Source organism: Halalkalibacter okhensis (genome assembly GCF_000787375.1).
GTDB lineage: Bacteria > Bacillota > Bacilli > Bacillales > Bacillaceae_D > Halalkalibacter > Halalkalibacter okhensis.
In genome coordinates, this window is record NZ_JRJU01000001.1 from 112,651 (window position 1) to 125,787 (window position 13,137).

Annotated in this window: 9 protein-coding genes, 5 tRNA genes and 1 other RNA gene; 3 read left to right on the plus strand and 12 right to left on the minus strand. The window is 37.2% G+C overall.

Annotated features, from left to right (window positions below; genetic code table 11):
- Nucleotides 1–3 precede the first annotated feature (3 nt).
- Both LQ50_RS00590 and LQ50_RS00595 read right to left on the minus strand, forming a co-directional pair.
- Nucleotides 4–2,784: a 1,4-alpha-glucan branching protein domain-containing protein gene (locus LQ50_RS00590; RefSeq protein ID WP_034624965.1), complete on the minus strand. Its 2,781-nt coding sequence runs from the start codon at nt 2,782–2,784 to the stop codon at nt 4–6.
- A gap of 11 nt (nt 2,785–2,795) precedes the next feature.
- Entirely contained in the window at nt 2,796–3,431 is a 636-nt protein-coding gene (locus LQ50_RS00595) for a DUF4912 domain-containing protein (RefSeq protein WP_237563615.1), read from the minus strand.
- A 383-nt stretch (nt 3,432–3,814) separates the two neighbouring features.
- Here LQ50_RS00595 and LQ50_RS00600 point away from each other — a divergent pair, with 383 nt between their 5' ends.
- Entirely contained in the window at nt 3,815–4,060 is a 246-nt protein-coding gene (locus LQ50_RS00600; protein ID WP_237563616.1) for a hypothetical protein, read from the plus strand.
- Nucleotides 4,061–4,229: 169 nt separating this feature from the next.
- Here LQ50_RS00600 and LQ50_RS00605 read toward each other — a convergent pair whose 3' ends face one another.
- The 4 genes from LQ50_RS00605 to LQ50_RS00615 all read right to left on the minus strand — a co-directional run bounded on the left by LQ50_RS00605 (nt 4,230) and on the right by LQ50_RS00615 (nt 8,678).
- Nucleotides 4,230–6,326, minus strand: a complete 2,097-nt coding sequence (locus LQ50_RS00605; protein WP_034624966.1) for a peptidoglycan D,D-transpeptidase FtsI family protein — start codon at nt 6,324–6,326, stop codon at nt 4,230–4,232.
- An 82-nt stretch (nt 6,327–6,408) separates the two neighbouring features.
- Nucleotides 6,409–6,589, minus strand: a non-coding RNA gene (gene ssrS, locus LQ50_RS24570) — 6S RNA.
- Nucleotides 6,590–6,647: 58 nt separating this feature from the next.
- On the minus strand, nt 6,648–7,952 hold the full coding sequence (locus tag LQ50_RS00610) for an MFS transporter (RefSeq protein ID WP_034624969.1): 1,305 nt from the start codon (nt 7,950–7,952) through the stop codon (nt 6,648–6,650).
- Between the two features lie 117 nt (nt 7,953–8,069).
- Complete coding sequence (locus tag LQ50_RS00615; protein ID WP_034624971.1) at nt 8,070–8,678, minus strand: superoxide dismutase; 609 nt, start codon at nt 8,676–8,678, stop codon at nt 8,070–8,072.
- A gap of 269 nt (nt 8,679–8,947) precedes the next feature.
- Between LQ50_RS00615 and LQ50_RS00620 the strand changes: the two genes are divergently transcribed.
- Complete coding sequence (locus LQ50_RS00620; RefSeq protein ID WP_034624972.1) at nt 8,948–9,754, plus strand: undecaprenyl-diphosphate phosphatase; 807 nt, start codon at nt 8,948–8,950, stop codon at nt 9,752–9,754.
- Nucleotides 9,755–9,799: 45 nt separating this feature from the next.
- On the opposite strand, the gene LQ50_RS00625 is transcribed toward LQ50_RS00620, so the two are convergent.
- The 6 genes from LQ50_RS00625 to LQ50_RS00650 form a co-directional block, all read right to left on the minus strand.
- Nucleotides 9,800–9,892: transfer RNA gene (locus LQ50_RS00625), tRNA-Ser, on the minus strand.
- A gap of 22 nt (nt 9,893–9,914) precedes the next feature.
- A tRNA-Ile gene (locus LQ50_RS00630) sits at nt 9,915–9,991 on the minus strand.
- A 3-nt stretch (nt 9,992–9,994) separates the two neighbouring features.
- A tRNA-His gene (locus LQ50_RS00635) sits at nt 9,995–10,070 on the minus strand.
- A 20-nt stretch (nt 10,071–10,090) separates the two neighbouring features.
- Nucleotides 10,091–10,164: transfer RNA gene (locus LQ50_RS00640), tRNA-Met, on the minus strand.
- A gap of 4 nt (nt 10,165–10,168) precedes the next feature.
- Nucleotides 10,169–10,243, minus strand: a tRNA-Asn gene (locus tag LQ50_RS00645).
- 197 nt (nt 10,244–10,440) lie between these two features.
- Nucleotides 10,441–12,066: a Na/Pi cotransporter family protein gene (locus LQ50_RS00650; RefSeq protein WP_034624974.1), complete on the minus strand. Its 1,626-nt coding sequence runs from the start codon at nt 12,064–12,066 to the stop codon at nt 10,441–10,443.
- Between the two features lie 233 nt (nt 12,067–12,299).
- Between LQ50_RS00650 and LQ50_RS00655 the strand changes: the two genes are divergently transcribed.
- Complete coding sequence (locus LQ50_RS00655; RefSeq protein ID WP_034624975.1) at nt 12,300–13,064, plus strand: DUF1189 domain-containing protein; 765 nt, start codon at nt 12,300–12,302, stop codon at nt 13,062–13,064.
- The last annotated feature ends 73 nt before the right edge of the window (nt 13,065–13,137 follow it).

A 13,137-nucleotide genomic window follows, 5' to 3' on the forward strand; every position in this document is an offset into this window, starting at 1 on the left:
AAATTAAATAGTAAGTTCTAACTCTCCAACTAGACATTTTTCTATTTCTTCTTCAGTTTGCTTGGCAATGGTCTCCCAGTTAAATTGAGACTTTACATCACGCAGCCCTTGAGTTGCTAATGCTTCTCTTGTAATTGGATGATTATAAAGATAAAGGACTTGAGTAGCCAAACTTTGGACATCACCCGGAATCATTTTCAAACCATTCTCTTCATGTCGAATAATGCCAGCTAATCCACCAGTATCAGAAACAATTGTTGCTTTCCCAGCAGCAAGGCCTTCTAATGCGACAATCCCAAAAGGTTCGTAATAGCTTGGGAAGATCGTTGCATCACAACGAGAAAACCACTCATTTCTCTCTTCATCACTAACAAAACCGAGAAACGTTACATGAGAATCTAACTGCCTCTCAAAAACCTGCTGTTGATAGGCATGAAGCATCGGACCCTTTCCAGCAATGACAAACCGAATTTTTTCATTTCGTTCTTTTAACACTGCTGCTGCATCAATAACCGTTTGATACCCTTTTTCCTTGACCATTCTTCCAACTGAGAATAAAGTAAACTCATTCCTTTTTTCGATCGTAGCAGATCCGGTATATGGACGAAGTAAATCGATATCAACACCGTTTGGTATAACTGAAAGCTTTTCTTCAGGAAGTGAGAAGATCTTCAATAATTCTTCTTTCATGTAGTCACTGCAAACGATCACCCGATCAGCTTCATAAGATAGTTCCCACTCTTTTTGATTGATTTCATACTGTAATTCGCTATGAATCCCATTATTTCTGCCATGTTCCGTTGCATGAATGGTGGCAAGTAGTGGAAGTTGAAGAGATCTCTTAATAGCTCCTGCTGTTACGCCAACTAACCAATCATGAGCATGAATAATATCAAATTGTTTTTTCCTTGCTAGCTTTTTAATATAGCGAGTCATTTCAATATTTAAACTTCCTACCCAATCAAAGAAGTTGTCTGCTTCAGGCTGTAAACCTTTGATACGATGAACATGTACCCCCTGATTCATTTCATAATTTGGATAACCAGCTACATGTGAAGTAACAACATGGACCTCATGACCCTCATTGACCATTGCCCTTGATAGGTCAAATACATGTCGAGACAACCCGCCGACCATCATCGGAGGAAATTCCCAGCTAAGCATTAAGATGCAACGTTTCCTTTCTACATGAACCTTATCTTGTGTTTGAATGTATGCATCATGAGGAGAAAAGAAGATTTTCTCATCGATTTCCTGTAAAAAAGGATAACTCTGTTCCATTTTCATTATCCATTCTTCCTGAACGAATCCATTTAATAACTTCTCTTTTGTTACATCAAACCGACTCAGGTGTGTTGCAAACCGTTCATGCGCATATTGAACGGCACTTTGACCATCCATAATAAATGCCCAGTCACTGCTCACTGCTAGCATCCATTCACGTACCATCTGCTTTAAATAACGTTTTTCTACATCCGTTGGATTAGAAAATAGTGCCACAACTGTTGCTAGGTCCGTCTCCATTCGGTGGTGATGACGGTAGAGATATTGGTTCTTCTCATTTATCCAAACATCACCATACCCTTCACGTCCCCATGTCGAAAATGATATATGAGCAGTGTCAAAATCTTTATAGTGTCTGTCAATATAGGTTTCAGGAGTAACAAATTGAATTCGTTCTTGCCCTTTTTTAATGACTTGTCCTATCCACTCAGGACCTTCAAACCACCAATGCCCAAATAATTCTGCATCAAACGGAGTAACCATTAAATATGGTGGATAACACTGTTCTCCAGAATCATTAATTTCATTTTCTATGGAATGAATGAAATGATCAGCATGAGCGTGTATTTTCCCTTCAGCCCATTCACGGACATAAATTGCTTTTTCTTCTCCTACACCTGTTATTCTCTTATGTTTAATTCCAGTATCTATTCTAATACCGTCCTCATGGACATAAGGTTTTATATAATCCCAATCTCGTTCGTAAGCTATATCTCTGTAAAATTCTCGATAATCAACATCACCAGGGTATCCTAAAGTTGAACTCCAAACTTTGCTGGATAATGTTGTATGCCTTGGAAACAAGATTAATCCGTGCGGTGAATACACGGGAGCTCCACTACCTTTAGATGGACTCGGTTCTGCGTTTAAGACAGCATGTTCATCGACAAATGTATAGGCAATCCCTTCTTCAACCAAAATCCGATCCACCCCTGGTGCAATCGCACACTCGGGTAACCAAAAGCCTCGAGGCTTCACACCAAAATGTTGTTCAAAACAACGAATAGCTTCAACAACTTGAGAACGAATGGCAGATTTAGTTTTTAAGTACGGCAAAAATGCATGAGTTGCTGCACTTGTTATACACGTAATCACTCTTTTTTCGAATAATTCACGAAACCCCAAAAGAATGTTTTTGTTATAATCAACAAATGTATTTTTAATTTTCTGATAACGATTGATGTAAAATGTGACTAAATCTTCCTCTTCTTTCGTTTCAGCCAATTTCATTTCTTTATTTAATAGTTCTTCTGTCTTGATGATATAATCTAAATAACGTTCCTGAATAGTGCGATCTGCCAACATTTCTAATACTGGTGGTGAAAATGATATGGTTAGAACGTCTTTTAATGGAATATCATTATTTAATTCCCATAATAAAGGTATGTATGATTCTGTAATCGCTTCAAATAACCACCTTTCTTCCAGCCTGCCTTCTTCCTTATGACGAACATAAGGAAGGTGCGCATGTAAAACTAAAGAATAATACCCTTCCTTCAAAAAAATCCCTCCTATTTAACGGTTTCATAATACGAATAAGTACTAAAATGCTCGAGCCATTGGGGTTCATCTTGGGTTCCCGTTTTCCATTGATTCACAGCGTCAATATGTAAACCTTGTGTTGCTTTTTCATTCCGTGGTGTATCTACTGCATTCGATCTTAAAAATGATAAAAATGATCCTTGTCTTGTTTGAATGCCTAAATCAAAGATAAATGTACGATTTGGATCTAAACCCCTGACAACCCAATTATTAGTCATCTCAGGAAGAGAGATATCAAAAAAACGATGAGCATTATGCCCATTAAACTCAATCAGAGTACAATCATAGATTCTTAATTTCTTAGTTAACTCATGCCATGGAAGTCTTGTTTGGTGTTCAATGGTTTGTTTTAACGATGAGCTAATTTCCCAAAAGGAATATATGGAAGATGGACTTTGCGGAAGCAAAGTAATTTCATCTCGTTCATAACTCGAGGGTACAATTGGAGTTAAATTCATTTCGTCAATCTCCTTATTTTCTTCTTGTTGTTGTCGGTGTTTTTGATACCGGTATTGTACTTTCCCAACTGTAGTATCTAATTCTATTGCTATTTTTCGAAAGGAATATCCTTTTTTTCTTAAAGCAAGTATTTCTTCAATCAACATATTCACCTCCAGATACAACTAAAAATACTTTTTTGGAACAATTAGTTACGTTACGTGAGTAATTTACAAAGTATGACTATTTTTTGTTATGTTAATCATACAATTCAAATTTTCAGCAAACAAGAAGCCCATTTTGTCTCTTTTTGTCAGGTCAAGGCTACTAAAGCCATTGCTTCACAAAAAAAATTATTCGCCTTTTTTCGCCATCTACTTTTGTCAAATATTCGGGTCGTATTTTGGCGAAAATACTAAAAAAGGTTTTGTTGTAAGCGTATTCTTAAATAGATGTCGAATTCGGGAGCACTTTCTTTGAATTTGACTTCAGCTTAGATCTTGATAAACTAGTACTATTCTATTTGAAAAAAATGAAAGAAGGTTTTATTGTGGAAATTTCCATTATTATCTTACTATCTTTTGCTATTCTCCTTTTTATTTTATCGTTCTTCCGAAAAGATCGAATTGAACAGGTAGAAAAACAATTAGATCAAATGTCTATTACTTACATGCAAGAAATTTACCAATTGAAAAAAAAGATTCGGGTACTTGAAGAAGAATTGTTAATAAGTAATGATAAACCAATTCATTTACAAAATAACATGAAAGAATTCACGAATGATAATGACTCTTGAAGTTGATACTTGCTATTTAAAATGAAAGGAATGTAGAGGAGTTTATATGTATTAAAATAACATAGACTTAGTAATTAGACCGTTGGTACGAAACATTTTCTGACAAAAAAATATTCCACAATTGGAAAAAGGTGTTTCAAAAGGTCATGGACCTTTGAAACACCTTTTTTTATTCTTCAGGTTGTTCAAGGATTGGACGTTCTGCTTTTTCAGGTCCATTCCTTACATCCTTCATTTCAAAGTAGGCATCTAATGCTTGACTCGCTATTTCCTGAGCCATGCCTTGTCTCCCACCATTTCTTTCTAACTTCACATTCGGCACAACAACTGCAAAGGCAATTTCAGGATTGTTATAAGGTGCATAACCTACAAGAGTCTGAGTATTTCCATCAATAAATTGACGATTATCACCTGTACCAACTGCTACGCGTACCTGGGCTGTTCCTGTTTTGCCAGCAGGCTGATAAGATTTATTAGCAAAACGGCTACTTGCAGTACCACGTGTCATTACTCCACGCAATCCTTGTTGAACACGAGAAATATATTGTTCACTCATATCGATACGATTCAAAACTTGTGGTTCAAACTTTTGAATAACCGCACCTTGCTCATCTGTATTCGAAACAGGCTCACGGATTTCCGTAACTAACCTAGGCTGCATTCTAAGCCCATCATTAGCTATAGTAGATATATATTGAGCGAGTTGTAGTGTAGTATACGTATCATATTGTCCAATCATTAAATCTAGTAAGTTCCCATAGATCGTAGAACCACCAGATAAGCCTGTTGAGCTCGATGGTAAATCTATTCCCGTATCAGATCCTAAACCAAACTGACTAAAACTATATCTAATCTCATTGTAAGCCTCTGCAACTGAATTATTGTTCCAATTACAATTATTAGGGTAATTACAATTGGCCATTAGCATTGCCATTTCAAACATATAGACATTGGATGAAACTTCCAACGCTCGTATATCATTGACCCAGCCATAATTTCGTACGGATTTCTTCTCAGGAGTTGATGGCAACCTGATTGGCCGATCATTAAAGCTTTTACCTGGATGAGCAACTCCAGCTTCAAATCCCGTCAAGACAGAAGCTGCTTTAACGGATGATCCCATTTCAAAAGCTTTCGTTACATTTCCGATATGGTCCGCATTTGTTTCTCTTGTTTGTCCAGCAGGGTCATTGAATCCAGCCATTGCCAAAATATCACCCGTACGCGGATCCATCATGACAGCATAAGCCGACCGATCTAAGATAAAGGAATTACCAGCCTTTTTCATTTCTTCAGATATAATTCCTTCTAACGTTTGCTGCAATTCCATATCTACACTTAGCACTAAATCATTTCCACGTTGACCAAGTCGTTCATTTACAGTATGGTCTACTGTAGTACCACCACTTGAATGAGTAATGCTTTCTACAACAGCTTTTTGACCTCTTAACACATCTTCGTATTGTAACTCAAGATAACTAGTTCCTACTATATCCGAGCGGTCATAGCCCCTAGCCAAATAATAATCCACTTTTTCTCTTGGGATAGTTCCCGTGGATCCAAATACACTACGTAGAGACTCTCCATAAACATAGTTTCTACGAGAATCTCTTAAAATATCGACACCTGGTAAACGATATAAATTTTCACTTAATTTATGAGCTTCTGCTTCTGTAATCCCACGTTTAATTCGTTGTGGCGAATTTGCATAGCCACGGGACATTTCACGATAAATAGCAAGCACACGTAAATCTGTTTCGGTTAACCCATCCGTTTGCTCTTCTGTTATTCTCTCCACTTCTAGTTGGTATTCTTCAGTAGAACTTTCTAACTCATTTCGTTCTTCTCGACTAACAAGCTCAAAACGTTCCTCTTGAGTCATTAGCATTAAGATATAATCCTGTTTGTCACGTTCTGTAATCCGGTCTGTTTCAACATCAATCAATTGTTCTAACTCTTTGGCAATGCCAAGCATGGTCTCTGAACTTGTAGAACGAGATGGATTCGTGTATGTTACTGATAATTCAAGTTCATTATCTACAACAACATTTCCAAACCGATCATACATCAGTCCTCTAGGTGCATCGATTCTTGCTGTCGTATTACTAGTTCCTTCAAGTTCCTTTACAAATTCTTGCCCTTCAACAATCTGGACAACACCTAAACGTAGAATTAGAACAGAAAATAATACGAACACAGCAAAGAATAGGACATTCAACCGAGTTGGAACATGATGTTTCTTCTTACGCTTTGATGCTCTTACCACCTTTTCATGTTCCTCCTAAATAATTCTAAAATACATTAGAATAGGCACCTTTTAAAAAGGTGCCTACTCTAAAATTCGAAAGTCGTAACCCGCGTATGCCGTTGCTTCAGTTGTTTCATGAACCTACTCTCGTAGGTGGGTGTTCGCAGAATCACTTTCAACGTCCAGAACAGGCTGGCTTGTTGGCAGTGTTTCAATATAGAACTCCCTTAAAAAAATCAAGGTTCGAAACAAGGAGAAGCTGACTAACACGGCAGGCAACGTTTGATTGATTTCATTATAGCATACACAATCCTTTTGTCAAAAGGGAAAGGGAACCAACTACACACTCGTCCCACTTCCGCCTGAAGGATCACCATCTCCACCTTTTTGTCTAGCAAAGCTATAGCTTTCTCCCCCCTTATTCTCTTTAAAATGAACCTGCTTAACAAAAAAGTAAATGACCGTATGACCAGCACCAAGAACCAGTAATAAAATAGGGATCCCTTTTTCTTCTGAAAAAAGAGTTACTGTAGCTAAAAAAGCCAATACAGACACAATTCTACCTGAATTTACAAATAATTCTCTGACCACTATATATTCTACTCTCATCTCAGCAGCCTTCCAACCTTTGCCTATTACATCAAAGGTAAGAGAAACATAAGGAACGAGTAACATTGGATAAGCGATTGAAACAACTACACCATATGTTATAAGCTTTGTAAATGTTAATTCTCCTAGCACAATAATGAAAATGGCTCCATAGAGGATTAACCCGCCCATTAGAATTAATTTTTTTCTAATCGTTGGTTTAATGATTCGAGTAATAACATAGTAAGCAACAAATTGAGTTGCAGAAGCTACTAACCCGTACGTACCAATAGCCAGTTCACTACCCGTGGCAATATACACCCAAACAACAATAACAAAGACAAAGGTTCCTTCTCTTAAGCCTTGAAAAAAATGGGCCCTCGTTATTTGTCTCCAATTCGGATTGTTTTTACGCTCTTTTAAAATCCGTTTGAAACAATACTGTCCTTCCGCCGACCGGCGCTTTAGTAAGAAGCTTGTGAGAACAGCAGCCAGAAAGAGAGCGAGAGAAACGGTAAAAATGATTGTATATCCGGTAAATTGCTCCATTCTTGTAATAATGAATCCGGATAAGATTGGCCCTATCATTCCTGCAAAAGACGTTAATAAGCCTAAAAAGCCATTAAAGAAATCTCTTGTTTCAGGCTCCGTTATTTCAAATGTCAATACATTAAAAGCGAGCCAATAAAAACCAAAACCCGTTCCAATTAAAACTCCTAAAAGAATTAAGTATTCATTAGCATCTTTACCTAGAAATAAAACCGTGGAGAAAAAAATAGCAAGTGCACTTACACCTACTCTTAGCACAATGACCCGGTCTATTTTCTTAGCTATTTTTCCAGCTATTATAAACGCTATTGGTTGCATAACAACCGAGCCCAAATTATAAAGAGCAATATCGACAAATTCACCTGATTGTTTCCACAAATAAACATTGACGAAAGTATTTGACAAAGCAATACTTAGCGCATATAGCCCACCAATAATAAGCAACAGCTTTAAGTCCCTTGTCACTTCTATATCACCAATTACTTTCTTAACGAATACCTTATTCACCGACTCCACCACCCTCACAAGTAGTGTGTCACTTGCAAAACCGCTTATACACAAAAAAGACCTTAAGGTGGGTACCTTAAGGGTCTTTTTGTATACCTAAGTGATTACCTTAGGTTTTTATTTAGCTTCATTATAACGTTTTGCAACTTCATCCCAGTTAACAACATTCCAGAAAGCATTAATGTAGTCAGGACGACGGTTTTGGTAGTTCAAGTAATATGCATGCTCCCAAACATCAAGACCTAAAATTGGAGTCTTCCCTTCCATTAATGGAGTATCTTGATTTGGAGTGCTTGTTACAGCAAGCTTACCTCCGTCAACAACTAGCCAAGCCCAACCAGAACCGAAGCGGTTAGCACCTGCGTTTGCAAATTCTTCTTTGAAAGCATCAAAGCTACCAAATGTCGAAGTGATTGCATCAGCAAGTTCACCTGTAGGGTTTCCCCCACCGTTTGGACTAAGGATTTCCCAGAACAACTTATGGTTAGCATGTCCACCACCGTTGTTACGGACAGCGCCACGGATATTTTCTGGTACTGCATCTAAGTTAGAAACTAACTCTTCGATGCTTTTGCTAGCAAGATCATCATGACCTTCTAATGCTGCGTTTAATTTAGTGATGTAAGTATTGTGGTGCTTACCATGGTGAATATTCATAGTTGCCTCATCAATATGAGGTTCTAATGCGTTTGCTGCGTAAGGTAATTGTGGTAATTCGTAAGCCATGTTAAATTCCTCCTCAAATATGAATCTGATTATTGGCGGAGTATGTACTCCAAAAAACAAGGACTTTTGCAACATTTATGTTTCATAAGTCTTTCAATTCATACATTACCAAAATTTGAACATTCTTGCAATGATTATGCTCAGTATTTTTAATAATGTAACCACATTTACTCTACCCTTACAACAGTCGAATTAAACCATTAACGTCATAACAAACGTACAAAATCATAAACATGTACAAACCTTTAAATAAAAAATGGAGGAACCGTATGAATTGGTGGCAAGCATTAATTATTGGCTTTATTCAAGGAATATCAGAATTTATGCCAATTTCATGTACAGCCCTCATGTTGTTGGCTCAACGAATACTAAACATCTCTATTGAAAATAATTCGAAATTGGCATTTGAAACTTTTTTACATATCGCTTCTGTCTTAGCTGTTATTGTTTATTTTCGTCATGATTTACATAAGATCCTGCACGATTTCATTATCTATATTCGAACTAAGGAAGATCAAGCACAAACAAACTACAGATTCGTGCTTTTATTAATTATGTCGACACTCGTAACCCTTTTAGCCGCAAAAACGCTAGAATCAATTATGGGGGGTCATTTTACTAATTCCGTCACCATTGGATTTTCACTTATTATTACAGGTTTCTCACTAGTGTTAATAGAGCACGGGTTAAATGATGGAACGAGAAGGTTGAAAATGTTAAACTGGAAGGATGGAATAATTATTGGTATCGGACAAGCACTCTCCTTAATTCCAGGTATATCTAGAACAGGAAGTACACTATTTACCGCTCTTTGTTTAGGGATTTGTAAAAATACCGCCCTTCGCTATTCCTTTCTCCTTTCTATACCTGTCTTTCTAGGAATGACTTTATTGAAAATACCTGATTTACATTATTCGCAAATAAGCTTTCCTTCATTAGCTACTGCTTTTATATCATCATTTATATTTGCATTAATAGGGATTAAATGGTTTATTTCGATGTTACAAAATACAAAGTTAACTTATTTTGCTTTTTTCTGTATTGGATTAGGGGTTATCACATGGAAGTTTATATAATGAAAAAAGGACCTGTAAAAAGGTCCTTTGAATATGTATGAATAATGGCGGAGGAAGAGGGATTCGAACCCCCGCGCGGTTTAACCCGCCTGTCGGTTTTCAAGACCGATCCCTTCAGCCGGACTTGGGTATTCCTCCATATTGGCTGAATAAAATTAAATGGTGGACCCTGTAGGACTCGAACCTACGACCGATCGGTTATGAGCCGACTGCTCTGACCAACTGAGCTAAGGGTCCCTATGGGGCGACTGATGGGAATCGAACCCACGAATGTCGGAACCACAATCCGATGCGTTAACCACTTCGCCACAATCGCCGTAAAACATATAATTAAAGTAGCGGCGGAGGGAATCGAACCCACGACCTCACGGGTATGAACCGTACGCTCTAGCCAGCTGAGCTACGCCGCCAAAATGGCTCCACAGGTAGGACTCGAACCTACGACCGATCGGTTAACAGCCGATAGCTCTACCACTGAGCTACTGTGGAATATTACTTAAGAGACAAGAATTATCTTAACACGCTTATTCTATTACGTCAACACTTTATTTCACATTTTATCCAAAAGCGCATTAAGAACTTGAATCCTGCTATAACTTATCATACTCCCCAAAAAGAAACAAGCAATTTCAGAGAACACAAAGTCCCTTCTTACCTCAGCAAGGGACCTTGAGCCACAATGAAACTTAGTGATCTTCTCCGATAACGGCTTCAGCAATATTTACAGAATGATCGCCAATTCGTTCTAAATTGCTAACAATGTCGACAAAGACAATTCCAGCTGAACCTGAACATTTGCCATCATTCACCCGTTGAATATGCTGCTTTCTAAGCTTTCTTTCCATTTTGTCTATTTTTTCTTCTTTCTCCAAAACAGAACGCGCTAAATCACCATCTAATAATTCTAAAGACTGTATCGCTTCTTTTAACGTCGAGAGGGTTAATTCCGACATTTCACGTAAATCTTCAAGTGCTTTCTCTGATATATGAACTTTGTTTACTTTTTGATAATCCTTTAATTCGACGATATTTTCAATATGATCGCCAATACGTTCGATATCACGTACTGTATCCATTAGCATCGAATGCATCTTCGAATCATGTGCAGATAATGACCGAGAAGAAATTTGAATTAAATAATCTGTAATTTTCCTATCAAGATTATTAATGGCCTCTTCAAACTGGATAGACATTTCAGCATGTCGCTTCTGACCATTCTCAAGATATTGGCTCACTTCATGAAGCCCTCTTTCTGAGAATTCAGCCATTCGTAATACTTCTTGTTTCGCTTGCCCAAGAGCAATAGCCGGTGAACTCCCAATAAATCGAGGATCAAGATGTTTTGCCTTATATTCAATACTGTATTCCTCACCCGGTACTAACTTAGTTACAATGATTGCTAACAAAGCGACAAATGGCAGTTGAATCATCGTATTAGAAACGTTAAAAATACCATGTGCAAACGCAATTGTCATCGGTCGATTAAGACCAAGCTCAACGGCTAGAAAACTAACAAATTGGAAAAAGAATGGATATATTATCAAAACAATAATCGTTCCAATTAAATTGAAAATCACATGAGTTAACGCCGCTCTTTTCGCAGCAACAGATGCACCAATTGCCGCTAGAACCGCAGTTATTGTTGTTCCAATATTGTCACCAAACAGAACAGGTAATGCTGCATCTAACCCCATTGCTCCTTGTTCATACAATTGCTGCAACAATCCAATCGACGCACTTGAGCTCTGAACAGCAACCGTAAATATCGTTCCTATAAGTACACCGAGTAATGGATTTTCACTCATGCTTACTGTAAGTTCGGCAAACGCTTCGAGCTCACGTAATGGCTTTAAACCTGTACCCATTAATTCTAACCCATAAAATAATGCTCCAAATCCAAATACAACTTGTCCATAATTGTTTACTTTTTTCGCTTTTATAAAAAAGATTAACGCTGCCCCAACGGCAATGATTGGCAATGCATAGGCGGATATTTTTATTCCTATAATAAAGGCTGTTACAGTAGTTCCAATATTGGCCCCCATAATAACCCCTATCGCCTGTTTAAGAGTCATAAAACCCGCATTAACAAGACCGATAGTTAAAACCGTAGTCCCCGTACTTGTTTGAAGAAGTACGGTTACAAATAATCCTGCAAATACCCCCATTACAGGGTTAGTCGTAAACTTATCTAAAACATCACGTAAGCCATCACCAGCTACCTTTTGTAAACCATCCCCCATGTATTTAATACCAAAAAGGAAAATACCTAGTCCACCAAAAAACATGAACAAGAGCGTTTGTAAATCCACAAATCCTCATCCCTTCATCTCATAAGTCAAATCCAATTTTCGACAAACATCAACATGGACACCCTGTCTATTATTAAGCATTTATTAAGGATTTGTAAACAATTAATTATTAAAAAACATTATTATTTCAATCAGTTGATGAATTTCTTACAAAAGACCCTATGTAATAAATTCAATCATAGCAATTTCAACCTTAATTCGTTAAAATAACGAAGAATGAAAGAGGTGAGTTTATGAATTACTGGGAATGGTTTTATAAAAGTTTTTACAATAGAAAAGTGATAGCATATAGTCGCTTCAGACCAATCACAACAACCATTGGTTTTGTTTTAATGATTATATTTATCGCTAGCATCCCTTATTTTATTTCGTTAAATGTTACAACCGTATCAAGCATTCAACAGCTCAATCGCATTTTAGAAAATGATTTACCTAACTTTTATTTGAGCGATGGGACATTAACAGCGGAAGATGAAGAGGTTTACTATAACGAAGAAGTACTTGATGGTTTTTTCCTCATTGATCCTTATAATACGCTATCTCAAAAAGAATTATTGCAGCTAGATGAAGGGATTGCACTACAACAAAGGGAATTTCTTTTTGTTTCAAACGGGGAAATTCAGTCTATATCCTACTTACTACTCGGTTTACAGGAGGTTTCTAAAGAAGACCTCTCTCATCGTATAAGCTTATTATTAAACTTCTTACCAATTTTATTAACGATTATAACGAGCTTGCTGTATGTCGCACTTGCAGGTCTAGGATTTATCAGTATTTCTATACTTGCCTTTCTAGCCCTTCTTTTTAAAGGAAAACGAAATTTAGAATATCGTCATATGTGGCTAATTACTGCTCACTCTCTCACATTGCCAGTTATTTTGTTATACTGGATTGATATTCTTATCTATCCTATCCCATTTACTGCGTTTATTGTATCAACGTTTATCATTGTTTTAGCAGCCGTTACGTCTATTCCTATCCCAAAAAGGTCCAAATAAGATCAATAGGGGATGCCCCAAAAGGTCTATTGTTGACCTTTTGGGGCATCCCCTTTATTTGATTCCATTTCAA